The organism is Phyllobacterium sp. 0TCS1.6A (assembly GCF_026420825.1).
Taxonomy (GTDB): Bacteria; Pseudomonadota; Alphaproteobacteria; order Rhizobiales; family Rhizobiaceae; genus Phyllobacterium.
In genome coordinates this window covers 333,116-348,344 of the sequence record NZ_JAPMAB010000001.1, presented here as the reverse complement: position 1 = coordinate 348,344, position 15,229 = coordinate 333,116, and the positions used below count along the sequence as shown (strand labels likewise).

Sequence of the window (15,229 nt, the reverse complement as noted above, 5' to 3'; positions counted from 1 at the left end):
GAATGACCCGTACGATCGTTGCCTCGGCGACAAGAGAAATCATCATCGGTTTTGACCAGCCCTTCTGTGTGATCGGCGAGCGCATCAATCCCACCGGCCGCAAGAAACTGGCCGCAGAGATGGTCGCGGGCAATTTCGACACGGTGACCAAGGACGCGCTGGAACAGGTGGCGGCAGGTGCAACGATGCTGGATGTCAATGCCGGCGTCACGGCGGTCGATCCGAACGCCACGGAGCCGGACCTTCTCGTCAAGACACTTGAGATCGTGCAGAACCTCGTCGATGTTCCGCTGTCCATCGACAGTTCCGTCACGGCCGCTATCGAGGCCGCCTTGAGGGTCGCGAAGGGCCGCCCGCTGGTAAATTCCGTCACTGGCGAAGAAGAAAAGCTCGAGGCGATCTTGCCTCTCATCAAGAAATACAATGTCCCGGTCGTGGCGATATCGAATGACGAGACCGGTATTTCGATGGACCCGGACGTCCGCTTTGCCGTCGCCAAGAAGATCGTCGAGCGCGCCGCGGATTTCGGCATTCCCGCGCATGATATCGTCGTTGATCCGCTGGTCATGCCGATCGGGGCCCTCGGAGATGCCGGCAGGCAGGTTTTCGCACTGCTCCGCCGCCTGCGCGAAGAATTGAAGGTCAACACCACGTGCGGCCTCTCGAATATCTCGTTTGGCCTGCCACACAGGCACGGCATCAATGCAGGTTTCATCCCGATGGTCATCGGCGCCGGAATGACGTCGGCCATCATGAACCCGTGCCGGCCGCAGGAGATGGAAGCGGTGCATGCCGCCAATGTCCTCAATGGGACCGACGCCAATTGCACTTACTGGATCAAGAAATACCGCGATCATCAGCCCGCGGCGGCAGGAGCTGCACCGTCGGTGCCAGCGGAGGCCGCTTCGTCCAACGGCGGACGGCGGCGCGGTGGCCGGGAAGCGCGCCGCGGTGCGGCTGTTTGACCGCCTGTGCGCTCAGCGCGTTTACGACTGATATGCAGGCGGGATAAGAGGAGGCGGTAACTCCCGCCCCAGTATTTGGAGCATCGATATTGAATGCACCCGTGAAGACGCCCGAAACAAATAGCAAGGAAGCCCTGGTCCTGTTCATGCCATCGGGAAAGCGCGGACGCTTTCCGGTTGGCACGCCGGTGCTCGACGCCGCCCGCACGCTCGGCGTCTACGTGGAAAGCGTCTGTGGCGGTCGCGGCATATGCGGCCGCTGCCAGGTCGAGGTGCAGGAAGGGCGATTTGCCAAGCACGGCATCACTTCCTCCAATGATCATATTTCCGAGTTCGGCCCCAAGGAGCAGCGATATGCGGAAAAGCGCGACCTCAAAGAGGGGCGCCGTCTTTCCTGTTCTGCCACTATCCTTGGCGATCTTGTGGTCGATGTGCCGCAGGATGTTCAGATAAACGCTCAGATCGTCCGCAAGGCCGCCGACACCCGCGTTATCGAGCGGAATCCGGCGGTGCGGATGTGCTATGTCGAAGTTGAAGAACCCGACATGCACAAGCCTCTCGGCGATCTTGATCGGCTGAAGGCGGCGCTTGAAAGGGAATGGGGGCTGACGGGCATTTCCGTCGATACGCATCTATTGCCGCAGGTACAGAAGATCCTGCGCCAAGGTCAATGGGCCGTCACGGCAGCCATTCACCATGATGAGGAAAGCCTCAGCCCGACCATGATAGCGCTCTATCCGGGGCTGAAGAACGAGGCCTATGGCATCGCCTGCGATATCGGCTCCACCACCATAGCCATGCATTTGTCGTCGCTTCTTTCGGTGCGCACGATCGCCTCGGCCGGCACATCCAACCCGCAGATCCGCTTTGGCGAAGACCTGATGAGCCGCGTGTCATACGTCATGATGAATCCGGATGGACGCGAGTTGATGACGAAGGCGGTTCGTGAAGCCATCAACGGCCTGATAGACAAGGTCTGCGCGGAGGGCGGCGTTGCGCGAGAGGACATCCTCGACAGCGTGTTCGTTGGCAACCCGATCATGCATCACCTCTTCCTCGGCATTGATCCGACCGAGCTTGGCGGTGCTCCGTTCGCCCTCGCCGTCTCCGGTGCAGTTCATACCAAGGCGTCTGAAATCAGCCTGACGATGAACCCGGGCACCCGGCTCTACATGCTGCCTTGCATAGCCGGTCATGTCGGCGCCGATGCCGCCGCCGCCACGCTGGCCGAGGGACCACACCGGCAGGATGAAATGATGCTTCTGGTCGATGTCGGCACCAATGCCGAGATCGTCCTTGGCAATCGCATGAGAACCGTGGCCGCGTCGTCTCCCACCGGTCCGGCATTCGAGGGCGCCGAAATCTCCGGCGGCCAGCGCGCAGCACCGGGGGCGATCGAACGCGTTCGCATCGATCCGCTGACGCTCGAACCCCGCTTTCGTGTCATTGGTACCGAACAATGGTCGGACGAGCCCGGCTTCGCGGAAGCAGTCGCCAAGACCGGTATCACCGGAATTTGCGGATCGGCTATCATCGAGGTCGTGGCCGAGATGTATCTTTCCGGCATCATCTCGGAAGACGGCGTTGTCGATGGTGCCATGGCGGCACGGTCGTCGCGAATAGTCGCTACCGGCCGCACATTCTCATATCTGCTGCATGAGGGATCACCGACGATCACCATCACGCAAAATGACGTTCGCGCCATCCAGCTGGCCAAGGCTGCGCTCTATGCCGGCGTCAAACTCCTGATGGACAAGCTTGGCATCGACCATGTCGACCAGATCCGCTTTGCCGGAGCATTCGGTTCGTTCATCGATCCGAAATATGCGATGGTCCTCGGCCTCATTCCTGACTGTGATCTCGACAAGGTGCAGGCGGTCGGCAATGCCGCCGGTACGGGTGCCCGCATGGCTTTGCTGAACCGCAATTACCGCCGCGAAATCGAAAACGCCGTTACCAGCATCGAAAAGATCGAAACGGCGCTCGAACCGAAGTTCCAGGAGCATTTCGTCTATGCGATGGCCCTGCCGAACAAGGTCGATCCTTTCCCCAAATTGTCAGAGGCCGTCACCCTGCCGCCGCGCAAAAGCCTGTCGGATGGCGCCACGCCTGGCGAAGCCACGCCGCGCCGGCGCTCGCGGGAAGATCGCGCCGCCCGCCGCAACCGGGAATAGGCTTTGACGGCGCAGCAATTTCGGTTAACAAGCGTCGCATTGAAGCTCGGACCTGGATTGCACCTTCCATGATAGCCTGTTTTGATATTGGTGGTTCGGCCATCAAGGCGGCCGCTGCCCACGCGCATGACGACGTACGACCATTGCCGAAAGTGCCGACGCCGTTGAGCGATTTCGACGCCTTCGCCGCGACCATAGGCGAGCTTGCGGACCAGAGCGGCGCCGACCGGTCGCAATTGATCGCGATCTCCATTGCCGGCGTCGTCGATGCGGAAACTGGCCGGATCACCTGCGCCAACATACCGTGCATAGACGGACGCGCGCTCGCCGCCGATCTGAAGGAAAAACTCGGCAGGTCAGTGTTGATTGCCAATGACGCCGATTGTTTTGCGCTGTCCGAGGCGACGGTCGGCGCGGGGGTTGGCCACCGGATCGTCTTTGGCGTGATAATCGGCACCGGCGTCGGCGGTGGCCTCATCATCAACGGGAATATCCATGAGGGCGCCGGCGGTTTTGCCGGAGAATGGGGGCATGGGCCCGTTTCGGCCACGAGTGCAGGCAATCCTCCTGCCAGCATACCGCGCTTTGCGTGCGGTTGCGGCCAGATCGGTTGCATCGATATGGTGGGAGCCGCCCGGGGACTGGAGCGCCTGCATCTTCACCTGCATCAAGCCGCGCTGAGCAGCACCGAAATCATCGAGGCATGGCAGAACGGCGAGGCCACCGCCGCAAGAACGATCGACTGCTATGTCGATATCGTCAGCGCGCCGCTCGCGATGACCATCAATATTGTCGGCGCATCCATCGTTCCAGTAGGTGGCGGCCTTGCCAATTGCATCCCGCTGGTGGAACTGCTCGACAAAGCCGTGCGGCGACGCATCCTCTACAAGACGGACCGCCCCCTGGTGGTACCCGCCAAGCTCAAGGTCGAGCCGGGTCTCGTCGGCGCCGGCATCCTTGGGTTGACGGAGATCGCCAAATGACTGTCCTGCTTGAGGTCTGCGTCGACGATCCGGCAGGTCTCGCGGCCGCCGTGGCCGGTGGGGCAGACCGTATCGAACTCTGTTCCTCGCTGGAGCTCGGCGGGCTCACTCCGACGCCGGGTCTCATTGAACAGGCGGCACGGGTCTCAACGCCCGTCTATGCGATGGTTCGGCCGCGCGCGGGCAATTTCATCTATTCGGACATTGAGCTGGGTGCGATGCTGCACGACATCGCCGCTATCCGTTCGGCGGGACTGGCGGGAGTGGTATTCGGCGCGAATCTCGCCAATGGCGCCCTGGACGAGCGAGCGCTCCGACGCCTGATGGCGGAGGCAACTGGGCTCGGAGTGACCCTGCACCGCGCCTTCGATCTCGTTCCGGATGTGGCCGAAGCAGTCGAAATAGCCGTCGAATTGAAGTTCGAACGCATATTGACGTCCGGCCGCATGCCCACCGCCCTCGAAGGCATGGCAGATCTCGAGGCGACCCACGATTGTGCAGCGGGCCGCATTGCGATCATGCCCGGCTCAGGCGTCAATTTAAGAACTGCGCAAAAACTATTGGAGCACCTGGCTTTTGGCGAAATTCATTCGTCCTGCTCCGTTGCCGCAACGATCGTCAATGAACCGGCCGCAAGACTGGGCTTCGAAACAGCCTCCCGGAAGCGAACGGACGCCGATCTCGTACGAGAGTTGAAAGCCTATTTGCTCAACAGCTGAGCTTGCCAGTCCGTTCATAGCCTTCGAAATAGACGCGCAAATGCTGCGCGACAGCCCGGATATGGGCGCCGGCATCCTTGGCGACCAGCATGCCCAGCTTCGACTCCCCCAGCGGAGGCAATCCATGCTCCGGTCCGAGTTGCACCATATTGTCATCCAGTAGAAACTTGGAGAATGGCGCAACTGCAAGATCAGCTATGATCGCGGCACGCTGCCCCATCGTGTGGGCACTCATATAGGCCACGCGATAATCGCGACCGGCCTTCTCCAGCGATTCAATTGCATTGGCGCGCCATATGCAGCCCTCCTCCCACATCGAGAGCGGCAACGGGTTGCGCTCGTGGGCGGTGCCGCATTTGGCCCCGGCCCAGATGATCTCCTCGGTCATCAGGACCTCGATCTCGTCCAGCTTCGCCAATGTCTCGTTCACATTGACGAGCGTCACGTCCAGGCGCTGTTCGTCGAGCCGCTTTCGCAGGCTGTTGCTTTGGTCGATGACGACATCGACCGTCACGTCCGGATGGGAATCGGCGAAACGCTTCAACACGAAGGGAAGAACGCGCTCCCCGACATCATCAGGCGCGCCGAGCCGCACCACGCCGGAAACGGTCGGCGCAATGAATTTGGCGACGGTTTCCCGGTTGAGTGCCAGCATACGCTTGGCGTAACCAAGCAGAATCTCGCCATTCGGGGTCAGTTTCACCGACCGTGCGTCGCGCTCGAGCAGGACATGACCGAGAATATCCTCGAGCTTCTTGATCTGCATCGAGACAGCCGAGGGAGTGCGAAACACCGCATTGGCGGCGCTCGAAAAACTTCCGGTTTCGGCGATCATCGCGAAAGTACGCAAAACATCCAGATCAAGGATCGGAATTGGGTGATGCATAGGGGCTGACACGGCGCTACTCCATCAATTTTTCTTAATCATATAGTTCGCAAATTTCGTTTGATTGAACATTAGATTAGCCCGATAGTCAAGCCTGAAGAGTTCAACCAACTTATAGCAGGAGAAGGAAATGAGCACTTGCATCGAACTTCATCAGCAACGGGCTGCCACTCCGCTTATCGAGCGGCTCGCCGCCCCGCTTGTTGCCCAAGCCGATTACTCCGTTCGCTTCATCAAAAGCGTCGGAAACCGTGTGCGAAGCATTCATCGCCGCCATGTTACAGAAGCCGCTCTCGACGCGCTGCCCGAGAACATCCGCTGCGATATAGGCTGGCCGGACCTTTACCAGCGCCAGGTCAGCGAATGCGAAAAGCAGCAGCAATAGCCTGGCATGACCGGGGCCGATAACGAACTATCTGCCCCGGTCAGCATAAGTGAAAGCTGTGCGTTTGCGACACAGGGATGGCCACTTCCAATTAGAATAGTTCTATGGTTGTATCTGAAAAAAAGCTTTGTGAGCCTCGGTTGAATGCCGCGAAATATGCTTCAACTGCGACATGGTTCAAAGCCAGATACGGGAACATAGGCTATTATGGATCAAATCGGTCTCAACAAGCGGTCGTTCGTCTTTTTTCTCGTACCCAATTTTTCGATGATCGCTTTTGCCACGGCAATCGAGCCGCTGCGGATCGCGAACCGGATGTTGGGCTACGAGGCCTATCGCTGGCGTCTGGCCTCGGTTGATGCGAGACCGGTCACCGCTTCGAACGGTGTCGAATGCGCGGTCAATTCTTCGCTCGAAGATGAACGGCGGTTCCTGACTGGCGAAGAACGTCCGTCGATGGTCTTCGTCTGCGCCGGCGTACATGTCGAGAAGTTCCAGAACAAGTCCGTATTCGCCTGGCTCCGCGAGGAATTCAATCGGGGCGTCGCTGTTGGCGGGCTATGCACGGGCGCGCACATATTGGCGGCGGCCGGCCTCCTTTCCGGCAAGCGATGCGCGATCCATTGGGAAAACCTGCCGGGTTTTGCCGAAGCATTCCCGAAGGCCGACGTCTATGCCGACCTCTTTGAAGTAGACGGAAACATTTATACCTGCGCCGGCGGAACAGCGGCGTTGGATATGATGTTGAAGCTCATCGGCGATGATTTCGGCGACAATATCGTCAATCGCGTTTGCGAGCAGGCGCTGACCGACCGGGTCCGCAGCCCGCATGACCGGCAGCGACTACCCCTGCGTGCGCGTCTCGGCGTCCAGAATTCCAAGGTGTTGACCATTATCGAATTGATGGAGGCGCGCCTGTCCGAGCCCTTGTCGCTGATCGAGATTGCAGACCATGTGGGCCTGTCGCGGCGGCAGATCGAAAGACTGTTCCGCCAGGAAATGGGCCGGTCCCCAGCGCGCTACTACCTCGAAATACGGCTGGACAGGGCGCGTCATCTCCTGATTCAGTCGTCAATGCCCATTGTCGAAGTTGCGGTCGCCTGCGGCTTCGTTTCCGCCTCGCACTTCTCCAAATGCTATCGCGAACTTTACGGGCGTTCGCCGCAGCAGGAGCGCGCTGACAGAAAACAGCTCATGGCCGCCTGATCATCGGGATTCCCAATCCTGCATCCGGCGTTGCCATATGCGCTCTCCGGACATGCAATCATAGGATTGCGCCTTGGCCTGGGCCAGGATCACAGGTAGCTTTTCGACATCGCTCGATGCCTTCACCACGTCGGGCGTTCTGCCGGCCAGTTCGAGCACGAGCTTTCGGCGGACGGCCTCGGGAAACTGGTCCCACGAGTTCACGGGGATCATGAAGGACCCCGGCCCGCCGATGACACAATTGGTGTAATAGACATCGAGGTCGCGTACCGCCCAGTCAGAATAAAAATTGCCCTGCGTCATCAATGGCAAGCCATTGATGGTGATGCCTTTGGCGAGGACGTCATCTCGTACCGGCGCAACGGGCATGCCGTTATTGTTGGCGCCATCGCCGGACACGTCGATCACCCTTCGAATTCCCTTGAACCCATTGTCATCGAAGAGCCGGCCGCTATATTCGAGCGCACCCGAGATCGAGGTGCGACTCTGCGTCGAAGGTATCGGGCGCATCAAGGCGGTCGCAAAGCTTTCCGCCGTTTCCGCACTGTCGATAATTGTCCAAGGCACGATCACTCGCTGCATGGTGGCCCCGGCCCATTCGACATAGGTCACTGCTACTCGGCCATGAACGCCCTCCCGGATAGCGTCGATGACCTCCTTCTGCCTCAGCGCTGCGATATAGCCTTCGCGCTGGATCTTCTGTTCAAAACTTTCCATGGAGCGCGAAGCATCGACTGCCAGCACAAGTTCCACATCGACGTCGATTTCGTTTGATTGGGCTCGCACGGAGGGGCTGGCAGCCATTGTCGCCAGCACAAGAAAACCGAAGATCGCCTTCTTCCGCATGAACATGCCGGGAAGTGTAGCGCAGTTTTCCCAAGGACAAAGCAGCTTTGCCGCCGTTCACGCTCTGTTGAACGGGCAAGGAATGGGCGCGCCATTCGCGCGCCCACTTGTCTGGAACCCGGGATTAGGCCTTCAGACGTTCATTTTCGGGATCGAACGGCGACTCGGCGATCACGGTGGCCTTGTGATTCTTGCCCAGTATCTTGATCTCCAGCACGGTGCCGAGCGCCGAATGAGCAGGCTTTACCATCGCCAATGCGAGGCTCTTGCCAAGGCGCCAGCCATAACCGCCATGGGTGGCGCGGCCTATCAGTTCGCCCTTGGCATAGATCGGCTCACTGCCGCGGGCGTCCACGTCCGAAACACCGGGGACGTGCACCTCCAGCGTGACGAAGTTCCATCGAATCCCTTCTTCGCGAGCCTTGACCACCGCGTCGCGACCGATGAAATCACCCTTGTTGGGATGGACAAAACGGTCAAGTCCGCTTTCAAACGCGTTGTATTCGATCGAAAGCTCGCGCGGTATGAGCCGGTAGGACTTCTCCACCGCCATTGCCGTCATTGCACGAATGCCGAATGGCTTGATGCCGAATTCGGCGCCCGCCTCAAGCAACATGTCGTAGATCGTTGCCTGTTGCTCGATCGGATGATGCAACTCCCAGCCCAGTTCACCAACGAAATTCACGCGCAACGCGTGAGCGGTGGCGGGTCCCACATTGATCTGCTTGCCTGACAGCCAGGGGAACGCCTCGTTGGAGAGGTCCGCACGGGTCAACTTCTGCAGAACGTCGCGGCTGCGTGGTCCGGCAAGAACAAGAACGCCAAAGGTTGCCGTCAGAGGCCGCAGCGATACCGAGCCGTCATTTGGCAGCAACTTGTAGAGATAATCATGGTCATGGTTCTCGTAGGCACCGGCCGAGACGAGATAGAACCGGCCCGGCGACCATTCATAGACCGTGAACTCCGAACGCACCCCACCCTGATGTGTCAGGAGGTGGCACAGCGCAATCCGGCCCTGCTTCTTTGGGATGCGATTGGCCAGGATGGAATCCAGCCATGCACGCGCTCCGGGTCCGGATACTTCCATCTTGGCGAATGCCGACATGTCGAGGAGACCGACATTGGTCGTCACGTTGCGTACTTCATTGCCGACATGCTCGAAATAATTCGACCGCCTGAACGACCACAATTCCTTGATCTTGCCGTTGGCGTCGGGCATCGGATGGTTCCGGTTCAGGAGAACGTCCGGTTTCTCCAGCTTGCCGACGTCGAGTTCATAGCCCTTTGGCGCAAACCAGTTGGCCCGCTCCCAGCCATAGACGCTGCCGAATACGGCTCCGAGTTCCTTCTGGCGGTCATAGCTGGGCGACCGCTTCAACGGCCGCGCCGCAACGCGCTCTTCGTCCGGGTAGTGGACGGTGAACACATCCGCATAGGCTTCTTCGTTCTTCTCCTTGAGATAGCCTTCGGTCGCGTAGGGTCCGAAGCGCCGCGGATCGACGCCCATCATGTCGATCGAGGGTTCTCCTTCCACGATCCATTCTGCCAGCTGCCAGCCGGCACCACCGGCGGCCGTTACGCCGAAGGAGTGGCCTTCATTGAGCCAGAAATTCTTCAACCGTGGCGCAGGCCCGATGATCGGCGAACCATCTGGCGTATAGGCGATCGCGCCATTATAGACCTTCTTGATCCCGACTTCGCCAAAGGCGGGAACGCGCGCTATGGCCGTTTCGATATAGGGCTCGAGGCGCTCGAGATCCTCCTGGAACAGTTCGTATTCGCTGCCATCCGACGGGCCATCCACATAGCAGACCGGAGCGCCATGCTCGTATGGTCCAAGCAGAAGGCCGCCATTCTCCTCGCGCATGTACCAGGAGGAGTCGCTCTCGCGGAGAACGCCCATTTCCGGCAGGCCTTTCGCCTTGCGCTCGACAATGGCCGGATGCGGTTCGGTGACGATGTATTGGTGCTCGACCGGAATGACCGGGACGTCGAGCCCGACCATCTGGCCCGTCTTGCGGGCGAAATTGCCGGTGGCGGACACCACATGTTCGGCTGTTATGTCGCCCTTGTCGGTCTTTACCAGCCATTTCCCGTCGGGCATCTGCTCGATGCCGGTGACTGTCGTATAGCGATAGATGGTGGCGCCGCGGTCGCGTGCCCCTTTGGCGAGTGCCTGGGTAAGGTCGGCAGGCTGGATGTAGCCATCGTCCGGATGCTGGATCGCGCCGAGAATTCCATCCGTTTCGGCCAACGGCCAGACTTCCTTGACCTGTTCCGGCGTCAACATTTTCACCGGTACGCCGATCGTTTCGGCAACGCCGGCATAATACATATACTCGTCCCAACGGTCTTTTGTGCGCGCCAGGCGAATATTGGTGCAATTGGAGAAGCCGACATTCATGCCGGTTTCCTCCTGCAGCTCCTGATAGAACTTGACGGAATATTTGTGGATCTGGCCAACCGAGTAGCTCATGTTGAACAGTGGCAGCAGGCCCGCGGCATGCCAGGTCGAGCCGGATGTGAGCTCCTTGCGTTCAATCAGTACAACGTCGCTCCAGCCCTTCTTGGCCAGATGGTAAAGCGTCGAAACACCCACCACGCCACCGCCGATAACGACAACACGCGCCTCAGTCTTCATTTCATTTTATCCTTTGGTAGTACCGATCGATGGTTGGCATGGCTTGCGCCCATTTTTCGCACTATGCAGTGACGTCCATTGCTTCTTCCGGCCTGTTTGCGACATGGCTAAAACACCGCGCGACGCAGCCTGAATCGGCGCTTTAATGGAGCCAATCTACACAAGTTGCGCCTTGGTTTAACCCAATATCGATAATTGCCCGCTTAGGGTGAACCATTCCTCGGCAATGTGGATCGAAAGCCTATGGCGCCTCCGAAAACCATCACCAGCACGATGCCAGACTGGTGCTTCTCTCCACTCGTCCCGATGGGCCTCGTACTCGCCTTTCTGTGCGTCCTGCTTTCCCTGCCTTTAGTCGTTCCCATAGGGCCGATGTACTGGGACACCTATATCTATCTCGATGCCGCCCAGCGACTGAAACTAGGCCAGATACAGGCCATAGATTTCCATACGCCGGCGGGCGCGCTCGAATATTATCAGTTCTACTGGCTTCAATCGCTGTTCCCAGGCGGACAGCCGACGCTGCTGGCACAATGGTCGGTCCTCATAAGCGCCGCACCTCTGATGGCGGTCGTCGCCGCCGCAATCGACAGGCGGGACCGGTGGACGGCCTATGCGCTGGTCTTGCCGTTCCTGATATTCGCCGTCTGCCCGACGAATTCGTTGAGCTTCCACTCCTATCCCGGCGTGAACGGCTTCGGCATCTATAACAGGCATACCTCGCTGCTGCTGTATGTGCTGGTGAGCGCGCTCGTCTTCCTCCCGAACGGACTGCGTCTTACGATGGTTGCGGCGCTTGCCATGGCGACGCTCTTCATGACCAAGATCACCGGATTTCTCGCCGGCGGCCTCATCGGTCTTTACGCCATTGCCGCAGGCCGCATTACCCTGCGGCAGACGCTGATGGCAGCGGCGGTGTTCCTCGCCACGATCGGTACACTGGAGACTTCTACCGGACTTGTCTCGTCCTATCTCAGCGAGATAGCGATTTTGATTGCTCTCAACCAGGACTCGCTGCTCTCCCGGTTTCTCACGGTATTCTCCGCCAAGCTCGATGTGATCATGGCAGCCGGCCTGCTCGCTCTCTACCTGTTCTGGGCGGAACATGTGCGCTCGGGGCCAAAAACCGCCAGCAAAACATCCATGATCGACCATGATTGGCTGTGGGTTCTCGTCGTCCTGGTCGCCGGCACCTTCCTGGAAACCCAGAACACGGGCAGCCAGGAGTTCATTTTCCTGTGGCCGGTCCTCTATGCGATCCTGCGCAGCATCCGGATTTCGCCAAGCCGGGATCGGTTGATCATCGGCTGTCTCGTCGCTTTTGTTGCCGTTCCCACCGTGGCGAAAGTCGTTCATGGCACGCTCCGCTTCATCGCCGTAGCACCGACCTACATCGCCGCTCCGGTTACCGAATTGAAGACGATGGGCCTTGTATCGACGCGCAAGGACATAATGGAGCGAGCGCTGTTTCTGGAAGGCCATTACAGCCGCGCTGCCGCTTCCTATCGCGACCTCGCATTGAACGGACAATTGCCAAGCTGGCAGCTCTATTCCGAACTTGACTATCAGATGTTCTGGCTGATTTCCGCCGATGGTGCGGTCAAGGCGATCAAGCAGTTCGAGACCAGCAACAATATCCGGCTGGAGAGCCTGATGAATCTCGATTTCGTTAACCCGTTTCCCTGGATTCTGGACCGGGATGCCACGCGCAACATCCAGATCGGGGCCGATCCTTTCCGCACGGTTGCCGGCCTTTCGGCAAGCGAAGAGGCATCGGTTCGCGCAACCGACGGGATATTGCGGCCGCTATGCCCGATCACCCATTCCCGCATGCGCCTGGCCGAGACCTATGAAAGCGCCCTTGCCGGGCGCCGCGTCGTCAAGCTCAATGAGTGCTGGGAATTGCTGCTTCGTTCGGATATCACTGCCGGGCCATGATCCCGGCAGCTGCGATCATTTCACCTGCGCCTTCACGAAGTCTTTGACGATACGCACGATCCCGCGGGAAAGAACCTCTTCCAGCGCAGCGATGAATGCGTCCACATGCTGCTTCTCGCAGATCAATGGCGGCTCCAGGCGAACGACGTTGCGGTTATATTCGGTGAAGGCCACCAAAACACCGTGGTCGCGCAGCAGATGGCTGCCGATGAAGCCCGGCAATGACCCCTTCAGCTTGTCGTCAAGCATGGCCAGCACCGGCCTCAACACGACCGGCACCGTCTTCGAGAAGTCGTGGAACTCGATGCCGATCATCAGGCCCTTGCCGCGAACATCCTTGATCATCGTCGGATAACGGTGCTTCAACTCCTGCAGCCTGGACAGCAGGTAGTCGCCCATATCGGCCGAATTATCGATCAGGTGCTCGTCATAGAGAATGTTCATGCCCTCGATGGCGGTGACGCAGGCTTCCCCGATGCCGCCAAAGGTCGCCATGGCATGGATCATCGCCGTCTTCGGCGTGCCATAGGCTTTCATATAGACGTCCCGCCGCGCGATCATCGCCCCGACAGCGGCCTTGCCGCCACCCAGGGATTTGGCCAATGCGGTGACATCCGGGACCACCCCGGCATGCTCGAAGGCGTAGAACTTGCCCGAACGGCCGAAACCGCACTGCACCTCATCGGCAACCCAAAGTACGCGGTACTGGTCGCAAAGGGCGCGCAGCTTCTGCCAATATTCCACCGGCGCCTGCAAGATGCCACCGCCGCCCTGGATCGTCTCGAGCACGATGACGCCAATCTCCGGATCGGCCTTAAAGGCAGCCTCTACCGCTTCGATATCGGCGAACGGCACCTTGACCGTATTGCCGGTGAGCTTGAACTCACCCCTGTAGAGCTGGCCGTCGGTTATTGCGAGGACGCCCTTGGTCTTGCCATGAAAGGAGTTCTCTGCATAGACGATCTTCGACCGCGACGGACCGGCGGCGCGTTCGGCCACCTTCATCGCCGCTTCCATGGCTTCGGAGCCGGACGAGCCTAGAAATACCATATCGAGATCGCCGGGCGAGCAGGCAGCCAGATTATAAGCGAGAGTGCTTGCATATTGCGACATGAAGGCGATGGCGATCTCCTGCCGCTTCTCCTCCTGGAACTTTCGTCGTGCTTCGATGATGCGGGGATGGTTGTGACCGAAGGCCAGAGAGCCGAAGCCACCGAAGAAGTCCAGAATGGCACGGCCGGTCTGATCGTAATAATACATGCCCTCGGCACGCTCGATCTTGATCTTGTGGAAGCCGAGAAGCTTCATGAAATGGAGCTGTCCGGGATTGATGTGCTTCGTGAAAATATCCGCCATCTGGGCCAGGGGCATCGCCTTGGCATCCTCGACGGTCAGGAGGTTCGGCTTCGTCACGGCTGGACGCTTGTCCATCGACGGCGTGTGCATGTCGTTCATCACCCTATCCTTTATTGTATAGCGGCAGATGAAGCCGGCTGTTGCGCCCCACCCTCTTTCGTGTTGCGATATTCCTTATAGGCTGCGATCAGCATGTCCTCATCGCGATATTGCGGAATCCAGCCCAGTTGCCTTTCGGCTTTCGACACGTCGAGCACGCACATCTCGTCGGCGATGAGATATTGCTCGGGATCCATGATCGGCATGTTCATCCAGTCGAACAGGTCGAGCGTCCTCTTTACCGCCCAGGCGGGCGTCGGCAGCAGGATCGACCTGGAACCGGCGAATTTGACGAGATCCCCGAGGAGTTTCCGTACTGGCGGCGGATTGAGCGAACCGAGATTGTAGGCCTCGTTCGGAACCCCTGCCTTCCAAGCTGCCCTTGCGGCTTCGGCACAATCGAATACCGAGATGAATTGATACGGGTTCTTGCCCGATCCGATCATCGGCACCGGCAGATTGAGATCCACCAGGCGGAACAGCTTCTCCAATATTCCGAGCCGGCCAGGTCCGATGATGAGACGCGGACGGAACAGCGAAATGTTCATTCCGCGCTGGCGCCACTCTGCAGCAAGCTCTTCCGTCTTGAGTTTCGACAGGCCGTATTCGCCCAGAGGCGCAGCCGGGTGCTCCTCTGTCTGCGGCCAGACATAGGTATGGCCGTAAATCATATCGGTGGTGTAGTGGACGAGATTGCTGGCCCCTGCCCGGTCCATCTCCTTGATGATGTTCTCCGTGCCGTAATAATTGACCGGAAAGAAGAAATCATGCCGCTTGGCCCTGACCTGCAAAGGCGAAAGCATCTTCGCGGAAAGGTTATAGACCATATCCCCTGCCGTCATGCCCACGGCCTGGACGGAGTTGGGATCGGTAACGTCGCAATGGACGAAACGTACCTGCCCATAATGGGCCAAGTCGCTCTTGACGATGTCCGCGACGACAACCTCCTGGCCTTCCGCGGCCAGTTTTGGTGCAAGATGGCGGCCGACAAATCCGTCGCCACCGAAAATGATGTGTTTCATGGGATGCTC

12 protein-coding genes are annotated in these 15,229 nt (G+C 59.2%); 7 read left to right on the top strand and 5 right to left on the bottom strand.

The features are described from left to right. Positions 1 to 2 precede the first annotated feature (2 nt). The 4 genes from OSJ75_RS01625 (at position 3) to OSJ75_RS01610 (ending at position 4,841) form a co-directional block, all read left to right on the top strand. Positions 3 to 965 (top strand): methyltetrahydrofolate cobalamin methyltransferase, encoded by a 963-nt coding sequence (locus tag OSJ75_RS01625; protein ID WP_267226458.1) that lies wholly within the window; start codon positions 3 to 5, stop codon positions 963 to 965. Positions 966 to 1,111: 146 nt separating this feature from the next. Then, positions 1,112 to 3,139 carry an ASKHA domain-containing protein gene (locus tag OSJ75_RS01620; RefSeq protein ID WP_267227023.1) on the top strand — a complete coding sequence of 676 codons (2,028 nt, stop codon included), beginning with the start codon at positions 1,112 to 1,114 and terminating at the stop codon, positions 3,137 to 3,139. Positions 3,140 to 3,207: 68 nt separating this feature from the next. Further along, a complete protein-coding gene (locus OSJ75_RS01615; protein ID WP_267226456.1) occupies positions 3,208 to 4,122 on the top strand; it encodes an ROK family protein in 915 nt (304 codons plus the stop codon). Next, on the top strand, positions 4,119 to 4,841 hold the full coding sequence (locus tag OSJ75_RS01610) for a copper homeostasis protein CutC (RefSeq protein WP_267226454.1): 723 nt from the start codon (positions 4,119 to 4,121) through the stop codon (positions 4,839 to 4,841). The genes OSJ75_RS01615 and OSJ75_RS01610 overlap by 4 nt, the downstream gene beginning before the upstream one ends. Here the strand turns inward: OSJ75_RS01610 and OSJ75_RS01605 are convergent. Next, entirely contained in the window at positions 4,831 to 5,739 is a 909-nt protein-coding gene (locus OSJ75_RS01605; protein WP_250013399.1) for a LysR family transcriptional regulator, read from the bottom strand. The two genes, OSJ75_RS01610 and OSJ75_RS01605, sit on opposite strands and share 11 nt — an antisense overlap. A 118-nt stretch (positions 5,740 to 5,857) precedes the next feature. Here OSJ75_RS01605 and OSJ75_RS01600 point away from each other — a divergent pair, with 118 nt between their 5' ends. Next, positions 5,858 to 6,112: a hypothetical protein gene (locus OSJ75_RS01600; protein ID WP_250013398.1), complete on the top strand. Its 255-nt coding sequence runs from the start codon at positions 5,858 to 5,860 to the stop codon at positions 6,110 to 6,112. A gap of 207 nt (positions 6,113 to 6,319) precedes the next feature. Continuing rightward, complete coding sequence (locus OSJ75_RS01595) at positions 6,320 to 7,318, top strand: GlxA family transcriptional regulator (protein ID WP_250013396.1); 999 nt, start codon at positions 6,320 to 6,322, stop codon at positions 7,316 to 7,318. On the opposite strand, the gene OSJ75_RS01590 is transcribed toward OSJ75_RS01595, so the two are convergent. After that, a complete protein-coding gene (locus OSJ75_RS01590) occupies positions 7,319 to 8,170 on the bottom strand; it encodes a DUF1194 domain-containing protein (protein ID WP_267226449.1) in 852 nt (283 codons plus the stop codon). 118 nt (positions 8,171 to 8,288) lie between these two features. After that, complete coding sequence (locus tag OSJ75_RS01585; RefSeq protein WP_267226446.1) at positions 8,289 to 10,805, bottom strand: GcvT family protein; 2,517 nt, start codon at positions 10,803 to 10,805, stop codon at positions 8,289 to 8,291. A gap of 243 nt (positions 10,806 to 11,048) precedes the next feature. Between OSJ75_RS01585 and OSJ75_RS01580 the strand changes: the two genes are divergently transcribed. Next, positions 11,049 to 12,743 carry a hypothetical protein gene (locus OSJ75_RS01580; protein WP_416362502.1) on the top strand — a complete coding sequence of 565 codons (1,695 nt, stop codon included), beginning with the start codon at positions 11,049 to 11,051 and terminating at the stop codon, positions 12,741 to 12,743. Positions 12,744 to 12,758: 15 nt separating this feature from the next. Here the strand turns inward: OSJ75_RS01580 and OSJ75_RS01575 are convergent, their stop codons facing one another. Together OSJ75_RS01575 and OSJ75_RS01570 are read right to left on the bottom strand one after the other, a co-directional pair. Further along, positions 12,759 to 14,198, bottom strand: coding sequence for an aspartate aminotransferase family protein (locus OSJ75_RS01575; protein ID WP_267226444.1), 1,440 nt, complete (start codon positions 14,196 to 14,198; stop codon positions 12,759 to 12,761). Between the two features lie 11 nt (positions 14,199 to 14,209). Further along, positions 14,210 to 15,220, bottom strand: a complete 1,011-nt coding sequence (locus OSJ75_RS01570; RefSeq protein ID WP_267226441.1) for an NAD-dependent epimerase/dehydratase family protein — start codon at positions 15,218 to 15,220, stop codon at positions 14,210 to 14,212. Positions 15,221 to 15,229 lie beyond the last annotated feature (9 nt).

Coding starts and splice junctions, on each gene's coding strand:
- OSJ75_RS01625 (WP_267226458.1), top strand. CDS start 3: ATGACCCGTACGATCGTTGCCTCGGCGACAAGAGAAATCATCATCGGT.
- OSJ75_RS01620 (WP_267227023.1), top strand. CDS start 1,112: ATGCCATCGGGAAAGCGCGGACGCTTTCCGGTTGGCACGCCGGTGCTC.
- OSJ75_RS01615 (WP_267226456.1), top strand. CDS start 3,208: ATGATAGCCTGTTTTGATATTGGTGGTTCGGCCATCAAGGCGGCCGCT.
- OSJ75_RS01610 (WP_267226454.1), top strand. CDS start 4,119: ATGACTGTCCTGCTTGAGGTCTGCGTCGACGATCCGGCAGGTCTCGCG.
- OSJ75_RS01600 (WP_250013398.1), top strand. CDS start 5,858: ATGAGCACTTGCATCGAACTTCATCAGCAACGGGCTGCCACTCCGCTT.
- OSJ75_RS01595 (WP_250013396.1), top strand. CDS start 6,320: ATGGATCAAATCGGTCTCAACAAGCGGTCGTTCGTCTTTTTTCTCGTA.
- OSJ75_RS01590 (WP_267226449.1), bottom strand. CDS start 8,170: ATGTTCATGCGGAAGAAGGCGATCTTCGGTTTTCTTGTGCTGGCGACA.
- OSJ75_RS01585 (WP_267226446.1), bottom strand. CDS start 10,805: ATGAAGACTGAGGCGCGTGTTGTCGTTATCGGCGGTGGCGTGGTGGGT.
- OSJ75_RS01580 (WP_416362502.1), top strand. CDS start 11,049: ATGGCGCCTCCGAAAACCATCACCAGCACGATGCCAGACTGGTGCTTC.
- OSJ75_RS01575 (WP_267226444.1), bottom strand. CDS start 14,198: ATGAACGACATGCACACGCCGTCGATGGACAAGCGTCCAGCCGTGACG.
- OSJ75_RS01570 (WP_267226441.1), bottom strand. CDS start 15,220: ATGAAACACATCATTTTCGGTGGCGACGGATTTGTCGGCCGCCATCTT.